The following is a 21,254-nucleotide window of genomic DNA, read 5'->3' as shown; positions in this document are numbered from 1 at the left end:
AGTAAAGGATAAAGGACAATCATAGGAGGGATAAAGATGGAAAATTATAATGGTGATGAGCAAGTCAGAGTGAAGGCAGAACGGAAAAAGGGTAAGTCTCTTTGGCTAACTGGCCTTGTTTCCGGAACGGTTGCTGCTATGGTTACATCGTCTGTATTTTTATTTGGCGGGGACTTTATAGATCAAGGGAATAGTTCAGTGAATGAGTCAACCGAAACGGCAGGTGTACAGCAAACGGAAAGTGTTGAAAAAGATAAAAGTGTCACGGCGGAAAAGTTATCGACGAGTACGGATTCAAATGATAGGGCAGAGATGGTTGAATCAGCATCCAAATCGATTGTCGGGGTCGTGAATTTACAGGAGATGCAAAACCAGAACCCGTATCAGCGGCAAAGCACGGAAAGCGAAACGGTTGAGAGCGGCACTGGTTCAGGGGTCATTTACAAAAAAACTGGTGGGAAAGCCTATATCATCACGAACAATCATGTTATTGAAGGAGCTAAGGAAGTCGAAATTTCATTGTATGATGGACAAAAGACAACAGCAGCTGTTGTCGGGGCTGATGCTTTGACGGACTTAGCGGTTTTGACAATTGATGCCTCGAAGGCACCTGAGGGAATTAAATTCGGGAATTCCGATAGCATGCGTCCAGGTGAAGAAGTATTGGCAATTGGCAATCCTCTTGGACTTGATTTTTCACGATCGGTTACACAAGGGATCGTCAGTGCGACTGGACGCTCCATTTCAGTGGATACAACGGACGGGGAATGGGAACTTGATGTCCTTCAAACGGATGCAGCGATCAACCCCGGAAACAGCGGCGGTGCATTGATCAACACTGCTGGGGAAGTGATCGGGATAAACAGTTTGAAGATTTCCGAAAATGGTGTAGAAGGCTTAGGGTTTGCCATCCCTAGTAATGATGTGATTCCAATTGTTACAGAACTGATTAAAAATGGAAAAATCACGCGGCCATATTTAGGAGTCAGCTTGGCCAGTATAGAAGAATTGCCGCAATATTACCTTCAAAATGTTCCAGAAGCTGCAAAATCCGGTGTAATGGTGATGAGTATAGAGGCGGGTTCGGCTGCGGCGAATGGAGGGCTTATGCAACAGGATATCATCGTTGAGATTGATGGAACGAAAATAAATACTGCTGCAGAATTAAGGAAATACTTATATTCAGATAAGAAAATTGGCGATAAAGTAAAGGTTAAAGTATATCGAGGCACTGAAGAGAAAACGGTAACGATGACCTTGCAAAAACGATAGAAGGAGGTAAGGCCCCTGATTATTCATCAGGGGCCTCATTTTTTAGGCAAAAGGGGTTCAAGGTTAATCCAAACATTTTTTGAACTCCCTTTGAATTTTAGGCATTTTTGGAACTTACCATGTCCACATGACCATCATCTTTAAATTAAGGGCAGTGAAATTAAGCATCGCCTGCATCAACAATTTTTAAAGTCTTCTTCAAGTAGTCCAACATATACTCTTTTGTACCAATAAAGATTTAGGCAAAAAGTTTTGTCTAAAAGTTAAAACAAAGATTGGAACGAAAGATGCGAGACACCCGCGGGGAAAGCGAGTGCACTACGTTCCAATCTACGTTTAAATTATACACTCTTCTATTTAATAGGATATAAAAGGCTAATACCAGAAAAAAAGATAGTGTTTTTGCACTGTTTTTGCAGTTTTTTCAAATAGTCTTTAATGCCTAAAAGTGAATGGTGGCGCCTTCTATTTGTCAAGGTTTTCATCGTGGATATGTTAAAAAATAGAAAAGATTTGACAAATTTGTGAAATGTCATAAAATAGAAAGAAAGGGGATGAAATTATGGAAACTAATCAGAAGATGTTAGATGCAGTGAAATGGGTATCAGGCACAGGTTGTGTAATCGGAATTATTATTTTTGCTTTAAGTTTCTTTGTAAGCGATTACAATAAGGATTATATATTTACCGCTGTTGGAATCGCCATCACATTAAGCGCAGCTGCCATTTTTCTAGTTGGTATATTTTTTGTCCTGACAGAAGAAATGGTAATGAATACACATAAAGGCAAAAGAATTGAACCGGAAACGACTAAAATCATAAAAATGAAAACAAAGGCTAAAGCTCCAACAAACAGTACAGAATTCAGTAACTAAAAAGAGGGATATAGCGCAATATACTGTTTTTCTAAACAGAACTAGTTGTTCCTTTGCCTAACTTGCTGAAATTGAATCAACTTGATCTCAATCAATGAATGCGCTTTCATTTTATGGATTGTCAGAATCGAATGACCGATTTGTTACATTTTACTTCAATATAGTATGTATACTGCACTCGTCATGTCCAAACACACGATGTGTTTGGACATCCAAACCAACTGCAGACACGCCCTGAAATTCTCATTTACATTTTAAACTATATCCACGAGAAAAGGACACTTTTAAGAAGTCCTTTTTTTGTGGATTTTTTTCATACAGGTATCAATATGGGGTTATAGGTCAGTGGGTTTTGCTAAAGGAGGATTTGATAGAAACCTGAATGACTTCTACCACGACTATTGCTACACGGCTGTTTAAAAATACTGACAGGGCATAAGGATTTGTGAGAGAACCCAATACCATTTCAAACTCGTTGTTTCCTTATATATATATAATATTGACCTGCGTTGGATCATAAGGGGATTGAAGCATGGATACAACATCGTGTCCAATGTGTCTGCCATTTACCAACCTCCATGGCCGAGTGAAAAAAATCCATTTTACATCATGTTTTCTAACGAATAGATACCTAATTAACAGGATAGGTAATATAATTCATAATCTTTATAAGTCTTAGGTCAATAAACGCGGTGAATATAATGTGAAAATTTCATTTCATTATATTAGAGTAATATTAAACGGAAAGTGGCCGAACTGTCAGCAATCCTGTACTAATAAGTGAATTTTCCAGAGGTAATATATTAAACAATTATTATATTTCATTTGCTGAAGATTTTCGAACATTTCTGTTCATTTACCATCTTCTTACTGCTCTTTATTGAACTTTATGTGACAGATGTCACTTTATATTGTCTTTTTTTACACTTGGGATTAATATTGGTATGTCGGGTTTGTGAACATGGTAACACTTTGTCCGAATAATTACCAATTGGAATTTTATTATGTAAGAAAGGGGTAGTACTATGAAAATAAAATGGGCTCTATTAACTATACTTTTTACAATTGCCACTGTGCTAACCGGTTGCGATAACCCATTAATGGTCTTGGACCCTAAAGGGCCAGTAGCTGCAACACAAGCAGATGTTATTATGATTTCGATATGGACAATGGCCTTTGTCGTCCTTGTCGTTATGGTACTGTATATCTTCATGATAATGAAATATCGTGCTTCCAAACAGCGTGATGATTATGAACCACCTCATATTGAAGGAAGTAAGGTTCTTGAAATAATTTGGGTTGCGATCCCAATTTTAATCGTCGCATTCCTATCCGTTGTTACTGTTAAAACAACAAATGAAGTTGAGGCAACACCTAAAGGGTACGGAGATCAAGAACCTTTAGTGATTTACGCTTCATCTTCCAACTGGAAGTGGCATTTTAGTTATCCGGAAGAAGATATCGAAACGGTCAACTATCTGTTTATACCGACTAACCGACCAATCGAATTTAAACTTTACTCATTCGGTCCAATCTCAAGTTTCTGGATTCCACAACTTGGAGGACAAAAATACGCGATGTCGGACATGGTAAATACGTTGCACTTAGCAGCTGATGTACCAGGTGAGTATATGGGTCGAAATTCTAACTTCAGTGGTTCAGGTTTTGCTCAGCAAACGTTCAACGTTAATGTACTGTCTGCAAAAGAATACGATAAGTGGGTAGATGAAATTAAAGCTACTGCTAAACCGATTACTGAGAAAAAATTCAAAGAATTATTAAAACCTGGTCATGTGGGACAATCCACTTACACTGGAACTCACTTAGAGTTTTCACCAGCTCCTGAAGGGGAAAATGCTGGTCATGACCATGGATCTTCCGATACGGAAGAAAATGATTCCAAGGATTCACACGAGGAACATTCTGAACACAGCAACATGAATCATGATAACTAAGAATTAATTTCGTTCGATAAAACAACTAGGTTTACAAGATAAGGAATATTTTCCTGAAAGGAGTCACAAAAGTATGGATTACTTTGATCGATTTGCCGTACCTCATCCAAGTCCTGCGATTTATGCATCCATGATTGCCATTGGTTTAACCATGATTGCGGTTGTTGCCGGAATTACCTATTTTAAAAAATGGGGTTACTTATGGCGTGAGTGGTTAACAACGGTTGACCATAAACGTATTGGTATCATGTACATCTTGGCAGCACTGCTTATGCTTTTCCGCGGTGGCGTCGATGCTCTTATGATGCGTGCTCAAACGGCTATTCCAGATAACGGTCTTTTGGATGGACAGCATTATAATGAGGTATTTACAACACACGGGGTCGTCATGATCCTGTTCATGGCTATGCCATTTATCATTGGGTTAATGAACATTGTTACACCATTACAAATTGGAGCGCGTGACGTAGCATTCCCACGTCTGAACGCAGTAAGCTTCTGGTTATTCTTCATGGGGGCAATGCTATTTAACATCTCTTTCGTAGTCGGTGGTTCTCCTGATGCAGGTTGGACATCTTACTTCCCGCTGGCAAGTAACGATTTCAGTGAATCAGTCGGTTCGAACTATTACGCGATTTCACTTCAAATCGCTGGTATTGGTACATTAATGACTGGTATCAACTTTATCGTAACCATCTTGAAAATGAGAGCACCTGGCCTGAACTTAATGAAAATGCCAATGTTCACATGGTCTATCTTGATTACAAACTTCATTATCGTTTTCGCTTTCCCTGTATTGACAGTGGCACTTGCGTTGATGACAATGGATCGTCTATTCGGAACTCAATTCTTTACGATGGCCAATGGCGGCAGCGATATGCTTTGGGCAAACTTGTTCTGGGTTTGGGGACATCCTGAAGTTTATATAGTTATTCTTCCAGCTTTCGGTATTTACAGTGAAATCATTTCGACATTTGCACGTCGTAACCTGTACGGGTATAATTCCATGGTTATCTCCATGGTGGCTATCTCTACACTATCTTTCATTGTATGGGCTCACCATTTCTATACAATGGGCCACGGTGCAATGGTTAATGGCATCTTCTCGATTACCACGATGGCGATTGCCGTCCCGACTGGTGTTAAGATCTTCAACTGGTTGTTCACACTTTGGAAAGGTAAAATCGTGTTTACCGTTCCAATGCTATACTCTTTAGCTTTCATTCCGATTTTCACGCTCGGTGGGGTAACAGGGGTTATGCTTGCCATGGCAAGTGCTGACTACCAATACCATAATACAATGTTCTTAGTAGCTCACTTCCATTACGTTTTAATCCCTGGTACTGTATTTGCCGTACTTGCCGGTTTTACGTACTGGTGGCCAAAAATGTTCGGCTTCATGTTGAGCGAAAAAATTGGAAAATGGTCGTTCTGGTTCATTATAGTTGGCTTTAATGTAACATTCTTCCCGATGTTCATCACTGGTTTAGATGGGCAGGCACGTCGTATGTATACGTACTCTGAAGCAACAGGATATGGTCCATTGAATATGCTTTCTTTCGTTGGAGCGATTGGTTTAGCAATAGGTTTTGCACTTATTGTGTACAATATCTATTGGAGTACTCGTTATGCGTCAAGAAATATCTCAAACGATCCATGGGATGCACGTTCTCTAGAGTGGGCTACACATACACCAATCCCTGAATATAACTTTGCAATTGTGCCAACAGTTGATTCTACAGAAGCATTCTGGGATTCAAAGAAAAAAGGCTTTAAATTATTTAGCGGTAAAGTAGAAAAGATTCATATGCCAAATAACAGTGGCGTGCCGTTTATCATGAGCTGTATCTTCTTCGTTTGGGGCTTTGCATTGGTATTCAGCATGTGGATCATTGCAATCATTGCAACGATCGGTATCTTTGCTTGTATGATTCACCGTTCATTCGAAAAAGATCACGGACGTTATATCTCTGTTGAAGAGATCGAAGAAACTGAAAATAAATTGCGAGGTGCTAAGTAATGAAAATAGATAACTCGCTGCCACTAGAATATAGCACGGAAGAAAATCGCTTAAAGATTTTTGGATTCTGGATTTTCCTAGGAGCAGAAATAGCTCTTTTCGCTACACTGTTCGCCACTTATTTTGTCTTAGTTGGTGGTACTGGAAATGGTCCAACAGGGGAACATCTTTTTAAAGTCCCAACACTAATGTTTCAAACAATCTTTCTTTTAACCAGTAGTTTTACCATAGGTCTTGGAATCAATGCAATGAGACTTGGCAGACAGAAGGCAACGATTGGTTTCTTCATTATCACCCTTATTCTTGGTTTAGGCTTCTTGGGAGTCGAAATTTATGAATTCGTGGAGTATGTTCATGAAGGAGCAACCATTCAAACAAGTGCTTTCTTATCTAGTTTGTTTACATTACTAGGTACGCATGGAGCTCACGTTACACTTGGTTTATTCTGGGGAACCTTCATCGTCATACAGATTAAAAAACGCGGTATGACTCCACAGACAACAAACAAAGCTTTCATCTTTTCACTTTACTGGCATTTCTTGGACGTTGTCTGGATTTTCATCTTCAGTTTCGTCTACCTGAAAGGAATGATGTAATATGAAAGAATTATTCCCACGGGGCCAAGTTATGGGATTTGCTTTTTCGCTAGTCCTGACTTTGGTCGCACTATCAGTTATTGTGTTTGATCTCTCACTTAAAATGGCTGTGATCATCCTACTTGTTACAGCTTTCATGCAAGCAGCACTTCAATTTGTTATGTTCATGCATGCGGGAGAGTCTGAAGATAAAGCATCGATTTACACAAACGTTTATTACGGATTGTTCGTTGCATTGGTTACAATTTTCGGTACAATGCTAACAATGATTTGGGGATATCAATAATCGATTCCGGAAAAGCTGGGTGTCTTGATGACGCCCAGTTTTTTTGTATATTAATAAGTATAAATTTGTTAAGAAGGATTTGGATGCATTTTGTTTAGTATAACCAATTCGGAACATTATATTTATAAAGGGGAAATTTTGTTTAAGTACAATGTTTTACCAAAGTAAAACGTTAATAGAACGGACACATTTTCTAAGAAAAACTGCCAGCCATATTGATATAATAAGGTAGATAGGAAAGAATTAATTTAAAAATGTAGCGGAGATGATGAATTGACATTGCCGGTTTTGATTTTGACAATAATCTTGAGTTTGTTAAAAATATTGGTTTCCTGTCTTCCAACCGATGCTGTTAATTGGATTATCAGCAAATTTAAAATACACTCAGAAATTAGTGGCGGGAATGCGATCGTATCCTTTGACGGAAAACGTTTGGAAGGTGATGAAAAAATTCAAGTTATTAATCATTTTAATAACGCCAGATTTCTGAAGAAAAATCATATATTCCCGGGTAACGAGCAATTGTTTTTACATCCAGAGGACAGTGGGACTCCATTAGTCATTGATACTAAAAAAGGCAAAATGGATGTTAAGTTATTTGTGTACATTTACAATGACCGCGTGGATGTAGTTAAACAGTTCAAAAAGAAAGTCATTTCTTATAGTCTGTTTTCCGATAACCTCCAAGAACGTTCCATGCCATTAATAAGAAATTTAGTTTAAAAGAACATTAAAAAGACGGTCCTTAAAAGACCGTCTTTTTTTATAAGTCTTTTATTGTATAATCCCATTTCATTTAGGTGCTGTTTTCATTTAAATAAAATTTTAAATTACTTGTTATTCAGAGGTTAACGTACACAAACTGACGACTGAATGTTAGTGTCTTTGTGTTTTTTAGTAGGAGGGAATTGCTGCAAGAGGGTCTTTCATCGTGCATATGAAAAATATTTTGGATATGATTTAATGGTAATAAAAAAGCAGGTATCTATTGCGATGCCTGCTTTTTTATGCTTTCCATTGCTTTTCAACTTGATGAAGGGCTTGTTGTAAAATTACTTCATGATCTGTACCCGGTTTAGTAAGGACGTTAGTTTGATAAGATTTTCCTTGGAAATCAACTGTTACTGTAACTTTTACCATTATGCATCTTTCCTTTCTTGATTCAGAATTAAATGAGATGGTTGTACCTATTTCTTTAATACCCGTGGCAGAGGATTTTTCAAACATTTCAAAAGCTGTAAAACCTAAAGAATTAATATTCAAAATTATCTGTTATTTTTATGGATGTGTCAACATTTTTTTTAAAACTACCGCATTTCCCGGTTAAATAAAAAACGACCTGGCTTGTACACATGACAGCCAGGTTGATTTTTGTAAACGAACTATATTCATATTTTGGTTAAAATAATACCGATTAATGCTGCAAGAACACCGGCAATTTGATAGGTTTTTAGTTTTTCCTTGAATAAATAACATCCAGCGAATACGACAACTAAACAGTTCAGGCTGACGACAGGAAAAATGATGCTTGCGATTCCGGTGTTTAATGCAAAGAAATAACATCCATAGCCTATCATGCTTAAAAAACCTACTAAGGAACCGATTTTGACTTCCTTTAGCTTGATTTTTTCTTTTTTAAAGGCCAGAGCCGAAAGAAGATAAAGCATTCCGCCTCCGTACATCGATACTAAGATATCAAGGGAGTTTAAATGAAGACGTGTTGATGTCGTCATTAGAATTCCGAGCACACCAAATGATAAGATGGAGAATAATGTGTGCATGATCCAAGGGATATATTGATGGTTACCTTTGGCGTTAGGTGTATACTGGATGACTAATGTAGCGAGAAACATGCAGACTATTCCACTCCACTGCAAGGAAGAAATATGTTCGTGAAAAATTAAAGCTGCACAGAGTATGGGGAATATTGCATTCGCTGCGATTAATGGTGATGTCAAGCTTGCCGGCCCTTTTTCAAAGGCGCTTGCCATCTGGATGTTACCATTAGCGTTCAGTACGCCAATTGCTGCACCAAGCAAGATGGACAGCCAGTTCAGTTGCAAACCATCCATAAATACTCCATAAACAATGGACAAAATAAAAGCTGAAAAATAAAAGAAAAATTGGATATGTATCTTGGAATAGCCTTTTCCGCTGCTCCATTTGAAAATGCTGTTATTGATTCCGAAACATAAGCTGGTGATGAGTGCTGCAAAAATCCACATGTGTATATTCTCTTCTTTCTAATAGGTTGAACCGCTTTTTCCATTTTAAACTGAAAATATAAACGAATCAAACCCAATTTTAAGAGAGTTGCATTGACAGATTGACTATTTTTTTTTATATTTACTAAGACAATTATAAAATATTTCCCGATAAACGGGAGAGGTTCATAGCATCACCCTCTTAAAAAAACTATGGCTTTGATATTTTTCGCGAATCAACCATATCTTTGAGGAGATATGGTTTTTGTTATATAGAGGCCCATTTTATGAATCTCCCTGAAACGTGGGATTAGGAGGACTTTTCATGTCTGGAAGAAAAGAAGAAGAATTAAAAAAAGATATCACACTGCTTGGGAATCAAGGAACAAAATATACATTTGACTATGCGCCTGAAATCCTTGAGTCATTCGATAACAAGCATCCGAACCGGGATTATTTCGTCAAATTCAATTGCCCGGAATTCACTAGCTTATGTCCGATAACGGGCCAGCCGGACTTTGCTACCATTTACATCAGCTATATTCCCAGTGTGAAAATGGTGGAGAGCAAGTCTTTGAAACTTTATTTATTCAGCTTCCGCAATCACGGTGATTTCCATGAAGACTGCATGAACATCATCATGAATGATTTAATCGAATTGATGGATCCTAAATATATTGAAGTCTGGGGCAAGTTTACACCTAGGGGCGGAATTTCCATCGACCCTTACACGAATTATGGGAAACCAGGTACGAAGTATGAGGAAATGGCGGATTACCGCTTGATGAACCATGACTTATACCCGGAAACTGTGGATAATCGCTAAAGAATGGGAGAGACAATGGGCATATGCCCGTTGTCTTTTTCTTTGTTTTAGCCATTCTTGATCAGTTGTCCTGATGATTTGTCCTTTTTAAAAATACAAATGTCCTCCTATAATGGAATTTCCACTTGATTGTTTCGAGAAAAAGCGTAATAATAGGGAGAGTTGATTTTGACAGAATATTTACGAAAATAGGGGATGTCGAGATGAAAGTTGCAAAGTTTGGTGGAAGTTCACTTGCGTCAGGTGAACAGTTGAGGAAGGTATTCGAAATTGTGGTTTCTGATCCAGAGAGAAAGATTGTAGTCGTTTCGGCTCCAGGGAAACGCAATTCCGATGATATAAAGGTGACGGATTTATTGATTGAAGCTGCGGAACAGCAGCTGCGCGGGGATAACGGAGAGCATTTGATAGAAGATGTCGTATCCCGCTATGCGAGCATTGCTGAAGAGCTGGATATATCCGAGAGTGTCATCACTGGAATTCATGAAAATTTAATGGCACTGCTGCATGCAGACCAAACTAACCCAAAGCGCTATCTGGATGCCTTGAAGGCCAGCGGCGAGGATAATAATGCGAAGCTGGTCGCAGGCTATTTCCAAAGCCGTGGTGTAGAGGCGCAGTATATAAATCCAAAGAAGGCCGGCTTGTTCGTAACGGATGAAGGTGGATTTACCAAGGTGCTGCCAGAGTCTTATGATCGGTTATATGCTCTGCGTGATGAGCCTGGAATCGTAGTATTCCCAGGGTTCTTCGGTTATACGTTAGATGGTGATGTGTTAACTTTCTCAAGAAGCGGGTCCGATATTACTGGTTCGATTCTTGCGAATGGGGTCAAAGCTGATTTGTATGAGAACTTTACGGACGTGGATGCCGTGTACGCGGTGAATCCAAATGTGGTTTCCAATCCGAAGGGAATCCGGGAATTAACCTATCGTGAGATGCGTGAGCTTTCTTATGCAGGTTTCTCGGTATTTCATGATGAGGCGCTGATTCCAGCATTCCGCGCGGGAATACCTGTGCATATCCAGAATACGAACAATCCGGCTGCACAAGGGACCCGCATTGTGAGTACACGGGATAATACGAACGGGCCCGTTATTGGAATTGCGAGTGATAAAGGATTTTGCAGCATTTACATTAGCAAATATTTGATGAACCGGGAAGTTGGTTTTGGCCGGAAACTGCTGCACATTCTTGAAGATTATGGAGTTTCATATGAGCATATTCCATCAGGCATCGATGATGTGACGCTAATTCTAAGGCAGGACCAGATGAAAGGTGAAGCCGAGAAGAAAATCATTTCCCGAATCAAGAAAGAGCTTCATGCGGATGAAGTGAATGTGGAGCATGATCTTGCCTTGATCATGGTTGTAGGGGAAGGAATGCGTCATAATGTCGGTACAACGGCAAGAGCGTCAAAAGCCTTGGCCGAAGCTAAGGTGAATATTGAGATGATCAACCAGGGCTCTTCGGAGGTAAGCATGATGTTCGGTGTGAAAGGGCATAACGAAGAGACGGCAATTCAGGCGTTATATCACGAGTTCTTTTGAGTATCGGCGTACAGGGACCTCATTGGAATGAACTGCACCTCCATTGTCAGACATCATTTAACAATGGGAGGTGCAGTTTTCCTCTTTAATTTATATAATCATCTTTAAGGAAGGCTCTTTTCGTAAAGATTGTTGTTTTTAAAACAAAACGATTTAAGGTTGATTGGAGCGGAAGTGCGAGACTCCTGCGGGAGCAGCGGGACAAGTGAGACCCCACAGGCGTTAACGCCGAGGAGGCTCACCGCCCGCCCCGCACTACTTGGTAAATAGCAGTAAATAGCAACAAAGTATGCGAAAACAGCCTTAAGGAATTATGATAACCGGAATCAACATTTCCCCGCTAATCATTGTGTTTCTCATAAAACATAAAAGGAAAGCCTCCAATCTTCTATTTGGAGGCTTTCCTTTTATATTAGTCCATAATGGTCAGGAGTTGATTGATCGCGTTCCTTGGACGCGGGGCAGGGATCATATCGGGATAGCCAACGTGAAGGCTGCCGACGATCTTCTCGCCAGGTTTCACGCCTAAAGCTTCACGAAACTCCATGCTGTGTATCATGCCGTATGTTTCCCATATCATCCCGATTCCCTGTTCCCAGGCAAGCAGGCTGAAATTCTGGATCAAGGCACTTGTAGCCGCATAATCTTCTTCACGTGTCATGGGATTCGGATTCTCTTCCATGATCACTGCGACAAACATCGGTACATCTATAAGTTTATTATATCCTCGCTGTCCTGCTGCTTTTTTCTTTTCAGGGTCCTTCTCTTTGCCTTCCATGAATGCACGGGTTGCTTCTGCAAGTTTTAAGCGGCTATCACCTTGCACTACGACGAAGCGCCAAGGTTGGGTCATTTTATGGTTCGGTGCCCATGTTGAAGTTTCCAATAATGATTGGATGGTATTGATAGGAACAGGAATGTCCTTAAATCGTTTGATGCTGCGCCGTTCTTTAATGATATCTTCTAGTTTCATGACCATCCTGCTCCTTTATTCATATATGTAAGTTTATAGTTCAAAAAAAATAATCCCCGGCTGCCTAATATGCTTCCAACGTGAATAAATTACTTGAATAAAGAGGGGGCAATATTCTAGTGACTTGCATTCGCTAATGAGCATATAATTTTACTAGGCACAGAGAAGCCGGGGCGACATTGTATCTATGTACAATATCAAAAGGGTACGATAAGAGAATATCGTAATTGCTTATCAAATTTCAGAGATCAATAATGAAATTGAAAATCATTATCAATTAGAATTTTCGCTTATTTCCTGTTATTTGTCAAGGGTATTTATAAAAAAAATCAAGATATTTACCAATCTCTTAAAACAGTTAAATTCTTTTAAAAAATCTGTATAAAAATGTATAATGAGAGGATAAAAAAATGCTATCTACATAAGAAGAATCGAAGGTGTCATAGATGGAAAAATTGTCCTCATTTCTTAAGCCGTACTGGCTTTTGATCATTCTTGCTTTATCCTTAATGATTGTCGAGCTCGGGGTAGAGCTGTTACAACCTTTGTTTATAGCAAAAATAATTGATGATGGCATTTTGCAGAAAGATTTATCGGTGGTGATTAAATGGGGAAGTGTCATGGTTGGGCTTTCCGTTTTTTCATTTCTTGGCGGGATCGTTAATTCCTTTACGGCATCACATGTAAGCCAAAGCTTTGGACATGATGTCAGGAAAAGCCTTTTTGGTAAAATACAGGCGTTTTCTTTTGCGAATTTGAATAATATCCCGACATCCTCGTTGATAACAAGGATGACAAATGATGTGACACAACTTCAAAATACGGTTTTTATGGGCTTGCGTATCATGGCGAGGGCGCCATTGATCGTAATCGGCGGAGCAATAATGGCAATTGCGGTGGATTTGAAACTATCACTTGTTTTGGTCATTTCCATTCCGGTTCTTGTTTTCTTCCTGAGATGGGTTATGAAACGAGCAGCCAAGCTGTTTAAGCTCGTACAGAAAAAACTCGATAATGTCAATGGCGTCATGAGGGAAAACCTGATAGGCATGCGCTTGATCAAGGCTTTTCTTCGTAAGGAGCATGAAATCGGCCGATTTGACGATGCGAATGAAGAGTTGAAAAGAAAGACCGTGACTTCGCTTCGTTTAATAGAAACGACAATGCCTGTACTGATGCTGGTCATGAATGTGGCGATTCTAATCATTCTCTGGCTTGGAAGCGAATTTATAACAACGGGAGATATACAGGTAGGGGAAGTTGTGGCGATTGTCAACTATGCCACTAGGATTGCTGCTTCCCTTTCCGTTTTTTCATGGCTGATCATGGTCATTTCCCGTGCGAAGGCTTCAGCGGAGCGTGTGACGGAAATATTTGAAACCCCGATAGATATTGATGAAGGTAAGGCGGAAAGCAAGAGCGGGGCCGTCAATGGGGGAGGCATCAAGTTTTTGGATGTATCTTTCCGTTATCCTGGATCCGATACGCCGATATTGAAAAACCTGACCTTCTCCATCGATCCGGGAGAATCGCTTGCCATCTTAGGAGCGACAGGATCGGGGAAAACATCTCTGTTTCAGCTGATTCCGAGATTATACGAAGTTGAAAGCGGCTCCATTCAAATTGATGACCAGGATCTGAAAGATATTCCCTTACATTCACTGCGGAAAAGGATTGGCTATGTACCGCAAGAGGCGCTGCTTTTTTCAGGAACCATAAAAGATAATGTCGCTTGGGGAAAAGAAGGTGCCTCGATGGAGGAAATCATGGCAGCGGCAAAGCATGCTCAGGTGCATGAGACCGTAATGAAAATTCCGAAGCAATATGAAACCCAGTTAGGGCAAAAAGGGGTGAACCTGTCCGGAGGGCAAAAACAGCGCTTATCGATCGCAAGAGCATTGGTGCGCAGACCGAAGATTCTCCTTCTGGATGATAGTACGAGTGCGCTGGATTTGAAAACGGAAAGTAAATTGCTTGCCGCTTTAAAGGACTATACATGCACAACGCTCATCATTACACAAAAAATCAGTACAGCCATGGAGGCGGACAAAATCTTGTTGCTGGAAAGCGGTCGGGTCCTTGCGCTGGGGAAACATGAGGATTTGCTTCAAACAAGCGATCTTTATCGAAAAATCGTTCACTCACAGTATGGGGAGGAGGGGATTTCGCTTGAGTCAAAGAATAGTTCCCGATAAGGCAAAGTCTAAACCGATCAACTCCTGGAATACGATAAAAAGGATCATTCCGTATTTAGCAACGAATAAAAGCCTGCTATTTTGTGTCCTTTTCATGGTGCTGATCAGCTCGTTTTTGGGATTGCTTGGTCCCTTTCTTGTGGGGATGGCCATTGATGATTTTATTGTCACAAGAGATAGCAGGGGGCTGATCAGCCTTCTTTTCGGACTTCTAGGAGTCTATATATTCTATTCGCTATCCATGTGGCTTCAGAATTATTGGATGATCGGAATCGCGCAAGATACGGTTTATGAAATGCGCAATCAATTATTCAAAAAGCTTCACCAGCTGTCCATCCCCTTTTTTGACAGGCGCCAGCATGGGGAATTGATGAGTAGAGTCACGAATGATATAGAAAATGTCAGTTCCACTTTGAATAGTTCCGTCATCCAGATTTTTTCAAGTGTGCTGACACTGGTCGGGACGATTGGAGTCATGCTTTATTTGAGCCCTTTATTAACTGTTTTAACCTTATTCATTGTTCCTCTTATGTTCTTCGGCCTGAGGTGGATAACGAACCGGACGGGAAAGCTTTTTAAACAACAGCAGAAGAACCTTGGGGAACTGAATGGGTTTATAGAAGAAACGATTTCCGGACAACGGATCGTAAAGGCTTTTTCACAGGAAGATAAAGTGATCCGGGACTTTATCATCCGGAGTGAAAACTTGAAGAAGGCCGGCTTCCTATCACAATCATACTCTGGGCTGATTCCAAAACTGATGAATTTACTGAACAACTTAAGTTTCACCATAATAGCGGCTGTCGGCGGGTTTTTGGCGCTGAGTGGCATAGGAACGGTCTCCATCGGGGTAATTGTCATCTTCACCGAGTATTCAAGGCAATTCACCCGTCCGCTCAATGACCTGGCTAACCAATTCAATACACTCCTCTCAGCTGTTGCCGGTGCAGAGCGGGTTTTCGCCATACTTGATGAAGAAGAAGAGGAAGTGGATGAGAAGCAGGCCTCTGAACTTCGTGATGTCCGCGGTGAAGTGGTCTTTGAGGGTGTTTCCTTTTCGTATAATGATGAGGAGCAAACGATATATGATGTTAATTTCCATGCGGAAAAAGGGGAGACCATCGCGCTTGTAGGTCCCACTGGGGCCGGTAAGACTACGATCATTAATCTTCTTGCCCGTTTTTACGAGCCGAACAGCGGCCGGATAATGATTGATGGCCAGGATATCCAACAGGTGACGAGATCCAGTCTCCGCAAGCATATGGGCTTCGTTTTACAGGATTCCTTCTTGTTTCAAGGTACGATTCGTGAAAATATCCGCTACGGCCGACTGGAGGCGGAAGATGAAGAAGTGGTGAATGCAGCCAAGCTTGCCAATGCCCATTCCTTTATCATGAAACTGCCAGATCGATATGATACCATCTTGAATCAAGATGGCAGTGGAATAAGTCAGGGGCAGCGCCAGCTATTATCGATTGCCAGGGCTATTTTAGCCGATCCCGTTCTATTGATTTTGGATGAAGCGACAAGCAGCATAGATACGATTACCGAGCTTAAAATCCAGGAAGCATTACATCGCTTGATGAAGGGAAGGACAAGTTTTGTCATTGCCCACAGATTGAATACAATTCAGCAAAGTGATCAAATCCTTGTACTTGATGAAGGAATGATCATTGAAAAGGGATCCCATGATGAATTGTTGCGGCAGAGGGGTTTTTATTACGACCTTTTTCGTAGTTCTTTAAGGGGAAATCAGATCGGATGAAGAAAGAATGTGTGCCGTCAGGCGCACTTTTTTTGTTGGTCCCATTACTAGGACAACTTCCGTTTCATTCAATGATGCACCTAAAAAAGTTTTTTTTACCTGATGCGGTTTTTTATAAAGAGTGTGAATTGAAAAACCATATATGTGGGAAAAGAGGCAATTATCGACAAAATAATGGAAAATACATTACAAATTGACTAATTTGCTATTGCTAAAAATCCTAATGGTAACATATAATTCAGAATATATATAAAATTCTTTCAATTTAATGGGCCGTGGGGTGGAATACAGCTAAGGCCCCTTATAAATGAAGGATTTATAGTTGTAAAATAGTTCAATGGAGGGGAGATGGAAAAAATGAAAGCGCTTAAGTCGGTTATACTTTGGGGGATCATTTCTGCTTTGGGTGCGGTGAGTTTTGGTTTCGTCGCGCTAAACCGGGGGGAAAGCATCAATGCCATGTGGATTGTCACTGCAGCACTCTGTGTTTATTCAATTGCATACCGCTTTTATAGTAAATTCATTGCACGGAAAGTGTTTGAGCTAGATGACAATCGCCAGACTCCATCGGAAGCGAATAACGATGGGAAGGATTATGTGCCTACAAACAAATGGGTGTTGTTTGGCCACCATTTTGCGGCAATTGCCGGAGCTGGCCCTCTCGTAGGTCCCATCCTTGCAGCGCAGATGGGATATTTGCCAGGGACGCTATGGCTTGTAGTCGGAGTTGTATTGGCTGGTGCCGTACAGGATTTCATCATTCTCTTCGGGTCGATGCGCCGTAACGGCAAATCATTGGGAGAGATGATCAAAGAGGAAATTGGACCGATTACTGGATTGATAGCGATGATCGGTATCCTGGGTATCATGATCATATTATTAGCGGTACTTGCCCTGGTTGTCGTAAAAGCGCTGGTGGGCAGTCCGTGGGGGATGTTCACGATTGCCTCGACCATACCGATCGCGGTCCTTATGGGCATTTACATGCGTTATATAAGGCCGGGTAGGGTTGGTGAAGGATCGATTATCGGAATCATACTATTGATGCTGGCTTTATATTTAGGCCGCTTTGTAGCTGAGAGCGCCACATGGGCGCCAATGTTCACATTCAGCGGGGAAACAATTGCCATCATGTTGATTGTATACGGATTCGTTGCTTCCGTTTTGCCTGTATGGATGTTATTGGCACCGCGTGATTACTTAAGCACATTCTTGAAAATCGGTACGATCATCGGACTTGCGCTTGGTATCTTTATTGTCATGCCGAGCCTTGAAATGCCTGCCGTCACTCAATTCATCGATGGAACAGGACCTGTATTTTCCGGAAATTTATTCCCGTTCCTATTCATTACGATCGCTTGCGGCGCGGTATCGGGATTCCATGCACTCGTTTCATCAGGTACAACTCCTAAAATGATTGAACGCGAATCGCATTCCCGCCCAATCGGATACGGGGCGATGTTGACTGAATCCTTTGTAGCCATCATGGCGATGATAGCAGCCTGTGTATTGACGCCAGGTATCTATTTTGCCATTAACAGCCCGGGGGCCGTTGTGGGAACGGAACCTGCGCAAGTGGCTGCAACGATATCGGATTGGGGGTTCATTTTGACGCCTGAGATGATTACCGGCCTTGCAGAGGATGTTGGGGAAGAGACCATTATATCCCGTACTGGAGGAGCTCCAACCTTTGCTATCGGTATGGCCCATATCTTCTCGCAAGTGATTGGCGGATCGTCCCTGATGGCATTCTGGTATCATTTCGCGATCCTGTTCGAGGCATTGTTCATATTGACCACCATTGATGCGGGAACCAGGGTAGGGCGTTTTATGATACAGGATATCATCGGCACGTTTTACAAGCCATTTGCCGAAACGAATAAATGGCTGCCCAATATTATTGCGACAGCCATTTGTGTAATCGGTTGGGGGTACTTCCTTTATCAAGGGGTCATTGATCCTCTTGGCGGAATCAATACCCTTTGGCCGTTGTTTGGAATTGCGAATCAGATGCTTTCCGCCATTGCATTGCTGCTTGGGACGACGGTCCTTTTCAAAATGGGCAAAAAGGCGTACACATGGGTCACACTCGTTCCTACTACATTCTTGTTGATAGTGACCATGACGGCTGGGTGGCAAAAGCTGTTCCACGAAAACCCGGCTATTGGCTTTTTAGCTCATAAGGATAAATTTAGTGCAGCCTATGATAATGGGGACATTCTTGCTCCGGCAGCAACTCTAGCCGAGATGAAACGGGTCATCGTCAATGATTATGTCGATGCTGCCCTTTGTGCCATCTTCATGATCGTTGTAATCACTGTCCTGATTTCTGCCATAAGGTTGTGGATAAAGGTCTTGAAGAATCAAAATACAGATTTACATGAATCACCTTATGTATCTAGAAGGACATCATAAGGGGGGGTGACAGTGTTGAAAAGATTGATTAAGATTCTCAGCTACAGAAAACAGTTCGTCAGTTTGCTCGTCGGCGTGCCAAGTTATGATACGTATGTGGCACATATGAGAATGCATCATCCTGGGGATCCCGTGAAAACCAGGAAAGAATTTTTCTGTGAAGCCCAGGATGAGCGGTATAATGCAAAGGGTGGGAAAGTGTCTCGTTGTTGTTGATTGAATATTTTTTGTGGGGTCCTCTATAGGAGGGCCCTTTTTTTATTGTTTTTTGGAAGCGGGACATAAGTAGAGGGGGAAATGTAACAGTGATGGAGTCTTAAAAATGTGGAAAAGTAATTATATACCCAAAAAATCAAATTATCTAAGTCTTTATTCATATTGATGTTATATATCCTGACATTTTTTTATAAAGTATAAAAAAAGAAGTTGAATTATTAGAAAATTAAGTATATGATAAAAAACATAACATAATAGTGTTAATAAACATAACATATATAAAAACAAGGGGGAAAAAACAGTATGGAAATGGCAGATTCGGTATTCATGTTTTTGGCGACAATGATGGTTTGGTTAATGACTCCAGGAATTGCCCTATTTTATGGAGGGATGGTAAAAAGTAAAAATGTCCTGAATACGGCAATGCATAGTTATATGCCATTGGCTGTCATTTCGATTCTTTGGGTTTTGATTGGGTATTCATTATCATTTTCACCTGGTAATACACTTCTGGGCGGTCTGGACTGGGTTGGCTTAAAGGATGTAGGCTTTGCACCTGGACCATATAGCGAAACAATTCCTCATAGCTTGTTCATGTTATTCCAAATGACTTTTGCCGTATTAACCGTCTCGATCATTGCAGGTGGCATTGCTGAGCGGATGAAGTTTTCGGCATTCCTGATCTTTACGATCCTTTGGTCTTTATTCGTATACGCTCCCGTTGCACACTGGGTATGGGGAGGCGGCTGGTTAGCGGAACTGGGTACACTTGACTTTGCAGGCGGCAACGTTGTTCATATATCTTCAGGGGTTGCAGGTCTGGTTTTAGCGATCATGTTAGGTAAAAGGAAAGAGTCGGGGGACAGTGCGCCGCATAATCTTCCTTTAACTTTCCTTGGCGGATCATTAATTTGGTTCGGTTGGTACGGCTTCAACGTCGGAAGCGCACTGACAATCAATGAAGTGGCGATGAATGTATTCGTCAACACAGCTGTTGCAGCCGCTGCTGGTATCATAGGCTGGCTCATCTTTGAATATATGGCTAATAAAAAAGCAACATTGCTAGGTGCGGTATCCGGAGCTATTTCTGGATTGGTGGCCATAACACCTGCTTGCGGATTCGTAACCCCTGCCTCTTCCATCATCATCGGGGTCATTGGCGGTGCCGTATGTTTCTGGGGCGTATTCTTCCTGAAGAATAAACTGGGTTACGATGATGCACTCGATGCTTTTGGATTGCATGGGATCGGCGGGACATGGGGGGGCATCGCTACAGGTTTATTCGCGACCACTTCCGTTAACGAAAACGGTGCAGATGGTTTATTCTATGGAGATTTCAACTTGTTGTGGAAGCAGCTTGTAGCGATCATTGCGACATATATCTTTGTTGCCGTGGTCACTTATATCGTTGCTAAAGCCATTAACCTTTTCGTACCGTTGCGTGTCAGTGAAGAAGATGAGTCAATGGGGCTTGATCTTACACTTCATGGAGAAAAAGCTTATCACGAATCCATTTAAAAGGGGGGTGCACATATGTCCGAGGTTTTAACGAAAATAGAAATCATTACACGTCCGATCAATTTTGAACAATTCAAAGCGGAACTTGCAAAAATAGGGGTAAGCGGAATGACTGTATCGGAAGTAAAAGGAACGGGTCTTCAGAAAAGTTATGTGGAAACCTATAGAGGCAGAAATCGTGAAATGTCACTACATGACAGAATGAAAATCGAAATCGTCGTGTGTGAAGTGCCAGTTCAGGATGTTGTGGATGTGGCTCGGAAATTCTTGAGTACAGGTAAACCAGGAGACGGAAAAATCTTCATTTATGAATTGGCGAATGTTGTGAATATCCGTACCGGTAAAGAAGGTCATGATGCGTTAAAGAATGATATCTGATGCTGTGATTATTTCGGCCGAATGTGCCGGATACAGTAGATTAAGGAAAGGGAGCTGAAAATGGGGAGACTGGTCCGAATTGTTAATGCGAAAAAACAGAAGATCGTTAATACGCTCATTTCAGAGGATGTATATCAACCTGATGACCGACCATTTTTATTGGAATTGCCACTAAAAAACTTAGAAGAGATAATATCCCTTCGAATAAAAT

At 41.0% G+C, this 21,254-nt stretch carries 18 protein-coding genes and 1 riboswitch; of the genes, 15 read left to right on the top strand and 3 right to left on the bottom strand.

Translation table 11 applies throughout. The features are described 5' to 3' along the window. Window positions 1-36: 36 nt before the first annotated feature. From ACFVS1_RS21985 to ACFVS1_RS21955, 7 genes are all read left to right on the top strand, one after another. Window positions 37-1,272, top strand: coding sequence for a S1C family serine protease (locus ACFVS1_RS21985; protein WP_352925113.1), 1,236 nt, complete (start codon window positions 37-39; stop codon window positions 1,270-1,272). Window positions 1,273-1,834: 562 nt separating this feature from the next. Then, a complete protein-coding gene (locus ACFVS1_RS21980; protein ID WP_352925111.1) occupies window positions 1,835-2,146 on the top strand; it encodes a hypothetical protein in 312 nt (103 codons plus the stop codon). Window positions 2,147-3,171: 1,025 nt separating this feature from the next. Continuing rightward, a complete protein-coding gene (gene qoxA / locus ACFVS1_RS21975) occupies window positions 3,172-4,101 on the top strand; it encodes a cytochrome aa3 quinol oxidase subunit II (protein WP_352925109.1) in 930 nt (309 codons plus the stop codon). Window positions 4,102-4,174: 73 nt separating this feature from the next. Then, window positions 4,175-6,121 (top strand): cytochrome aa3 quinol oxidase subunit I, encoded by a 1,947-nt coding sequence (qoxB, locus tag ACFVS1_RS21970; RefSeq protein ID WP_387550434.1) that lies wholly within the window; start codon window positions 4,175-4,177, stop codon window positions 6,119-6,121. After that, entirely contained in the window at window positions 6,121-6,717 is a 597-nt protein-coding gene (gene qoxC / locus ACFVS1_RS21965) for a cytochrome aa3 quinol oxidase subunit III (protein ID WP_387550432.1), read from the top strand. Before qoxB ends, qoxC begins: the two co-directional genes overlap by 1 nt. A gap of 1 nt (window position 6,718) precedes the next feature. Next, window positions 6,719-7,003, top strand: coding sequence for a cytochrome aa3 quinol oxidase subunit IV (gene qoxD, locus ACFVS1_RS21960; protein WP_096338881.1), 285 nt, complete (start codon window positions 6,719-6,721; stop codon window positions 7,001-7,003). A 273-nt stretch (window positions 7,004-7,276) separates the two neighbouring features. Beyond that, entirely contained in the window at window positions 7,277-7,726 is a 450-nt protein-coding gene (locus ACFVS1_RS21955; protein ID WP_352925105.1) for a YfmQ family protein, read from the top strand. A gap of 282 nt (window positions 7,727-8,008) precedes the next feature. Here the strand turns inward: ACFVS1_RS21955 and ACFVS1_RS21950 are convergent, their stop codons facing one another. Together ACFVS1_RS21950 and ACFVS1_RS21945 are read right to left on the bottom strand one after the other, a co-directional pair. Further along, window positions 8,009-8,266: a BA3454 family stress response protein gene (locus ACFVS1_RS21950; protein WP_352925104.1), complete on the bottom strand. Its 258-nt coding sequence runs from the start codon at window positions 8,264-8,266 to the stop codon at window positions 8,009-8,011. Between the two features lie 125 nt (window positions 8,267-8,391). Then, window positions 8,392-9,228 carry an EamA family transporter gene (locus tag ACFVS1_RS21945; protein WP_352925102.1) on the bottom strand — a complete coding sequence of 279 codons (837 nt, stop codon included), beginning with the start codon at window positions 9,226-9,228 and terminating at the stop codon, window positions 8,392-8,394. A gap of 154 nt (window positions 9,229-9,382) precedes the next feature. Next, window positions 9,383-9,428: riboswitch (PreQ1 riboswitch) on the top strand. A gap of 104 nt (window positions 9,429-9,532) precedes the next feature. Here ACFVS1_RS21945 and queF point away from each other — a divergent pair. Both queF and ACFVS1_RS21935 read left to right on the top strand, forming a co-directional pair. Further along, complete coding sequence (queF, locus tag ACFVS1_RS21940) at window positions 9,533-10,033, top strand: preQ(1) synthase (RefSeq protein ID WP_061461394.1); 501 nt, start codon at window positions 9,533-9,535, stop codon at window positions 10,031-10,033. A 203-nt stretch (window positions 10,034-10,236) separates the two neighbouring features. Further along, window positions 10,237-11,583 carry an aspartate kinase gene (locus ACFVS1_RS21935; RefSeq protein WP_387550428.1) on the top strand — a complete coding sequence of 449 codons (1,347 nt, stop codon included), beginning with the start codon at window positions 10,237-10,239 and terminating at the stop codon, window positions 11,581-11,583. A gap of 412 nt (window positions 11,584-11,995) precedes the next feature. Here the strand turns inward: ACFVS1_RS21935 and ACFVS1_RS21930 are convergent, their stop codons facing one another. Then, the gene (locus ACFVS1_RS21930) at window positions 11,996-12,556 is read right to left on the bottom strand and encodes a nitroreductase family protein (RefSeq protein ID WP_387550426.1); all 561 of its coding nucleotides are present in this window, start codon (window positions 12,554-12,556) and stop codon (window positions 11,996-11,998) included. A gap of 446 nt (window positions 12,557-13,002) precedes the next feature. Here ACFVS1_RS21930 and ACFVS1_RS21925 point away from each other — a divergent pair, with 446 nt between their 5' ends. The 6 genes from ACFVS1_RS21925 to ACFVS1_RS21900 all read left to right on the top strand — a co-directional run bounded on the left by ACFVS1_RS21925 (window position 13,003) and on the right by ACFVS1_RS21900 (window position 21,043). Beyond that, the gene (locus tag ACFVS1_RS21925; RefSeq protein ID WP_387550424.1) at window positions 13,003-14,751 is read left to right on the top strand and encodes an ABC transporter ATP-binding protein; all 1,749 of its coding nucleotides are present in this window, start codon (window positions 13,003-13,005) and stop codon (window positions 14,749-14,751) included. Further along, window positions 14,705-16,516, top strand: coding sequence for an ABC transporter ATP-binding protein (locus tag ACFVS1_RS21920; protein WP_387550681.1), 1,812 nt, complete (start codon window positions 14,705-14,707; stop codon window positions 16,514-16,516). Before ACFVS1_RS21925 ends, ACFVS1_RS21920 begins: the two co-directional genes overlap by 47 nt. A gap of 357 nt (window positions 16,517-16,873) precedes the next feature. Next, window positions 16,874-18,931, top strand: coding sequence for a carbon starvation CstA family protein (locus tag ACFVS1_RS21915; RefSeq protein ID WP_352925196.1), 2,058 nt, complete (start codon window positions 16,874-16,876; stop codon window positions 18,929-18,931). 12 nt (window positions 18,932-18,943) lie between these two features. After that, on the top strand, window positions 18,944-19,147 hold the full coding sequence (locus ACFVS1_RS21910; protein WP_241590054.1) for a YbdD/YjiX family protein: 204 nt from the start codon (window positions 18,944-18,946) through the stop codon (window positions 19,145-19,147). 303 nt (window positions 19,148-19,450) lie between these two features. Continuing rightward, complete coding sequence (locus ACFVS1_RS21905; protein ID WP_387550421.1) at window positions 19,451-20,665, top strand: ammonium transporter; 1,215 nt, start codon at window positions 19,451-19,453, stop codon at window positions 20,663-20,665. A gap of 15 nt (window positions 20,666-20,680) precedes the next feature. After that, window positions 20,681-21,043 (top strand): P-II family nitrogen regulator, encoded by a 363-nt coding sequence (locus tag ACFVS1_RS21900; protein WP_352925094.1) that lies wholly within the window; start codon window positions 20,681-20,683, stop codon window positions 21,041-21,043. The last annotated feature ends 211 nt before the right edge of the window (window positions 21,044-21,254 follow it).

This window comes from Peribacillus sp. NPDC058075 (assembly GCF_042885195.1).
GTDB lineage: Bacteria > Bacillota > Bacilli > Bacillales > DSM-1321 > Peribacillus.
This window is presented reverse-complemented; position numbering and strand designations above follow the sequence as displayed.

Coding starts and splice junctions, on each gene's coding strand:
- ACFVS1_RS21925 (WP_387550424.1), top strand. CDS start 13,003: ATGGAAAAATTGTCCTCATTTCTTAAGCCGTACTGGCTTTTGATCATT.
- ACFVS1_RS21930 (WP_387550426.1), bottom strand. CDS start 12,556: ATGAAACTAGAAGATATCATTAAAGAACGGCGCAGCATCAAACGATTT.
- ACFVS1_RS21915 (WP_352925196.1), top strand. CDS start 16,874: ATGAAAGCGCTTAAGTCGGTTATACTTTGGGGGATCATTTCTGCTTTG.
- ACFVS1_RS21985 (WP_352925113.1), top strand. CDS start 37: ATGGAAAATTATAATGGTGATGAGCAAGTCAGAGTGAAGGCAGAACGG.
- ACFVS1_RS21905 (WP_387550421.1), top strand. CDS start 19,451: ATGGAAATGGCAGATTCGGTATTCATGTTTTTGGCGACAATGATGGTT.
- ACFVS1_RS21935 (WP_387550428.1), top strand. CDS start 10,237: ATGAAAGTTGCAAAGTTTGGTGGAAGTTCACTTGCGTCAGGTGAACAG.
- qoxA (WP_352925109.1), top strand. CDS start 3,172: ATGAAAATAAAATGGGCTCTATTAACTATACTTTTTACAATTGCCACT.
- ACFVS1_RS21900 (WP_352925094.1), top strand. CDS start 20,681: ATGTCCGAGGTTTTAACGAAAATAGAAATCATTACACGTCCGATCAAT.
- ACFVS1_RS21920 (WP_387550681.1), top strand. CDS start 14,705: ATGGGGAGGAGGGGATTTCGCTTGAGTCAAAGAATAGTTCCCGATAAG.
- qoxB (WP_387550434.1), top strand. CDS start 4,175: ATGGATTACTTTGATCGATTTGCCGTACCTCATCCAAGTCCTGCGATT.
- ACFVS1_RS21945 (WP_352925102.1), bottom strand. CDS start 9,228: ATGTGGATTTTTGCAGCACTCATCACCAGCTTATGTTTCGGAATCAAT.
- ACFVS1_RS21980 (WP_352925111.1), top strand. CDS start 1,835: ATGGAAACTAATCAGAAGATGTTAGATGCAGTGAAATGGGTATCAGGC.
- qoxD (WP_096338881.1), top strand. CDS start 6,719: ATGAAAGAATTATTCCCACGGGGCCAAGTTATGGGATTTGCTTTTTCG.
- qoxC (WP_387550432.1), top strand. CDS start 6,121: ATGAAAATAGATAACTCGCTGCCACTAGAATATAGCACGGAAGAAAAT.
- queF (WP_061461394.1), top strand. CDS start 9,533: ATGTCTGGAAGAAAAGAAGAAGAATTAAAAAAAGATATCACACTGCTT.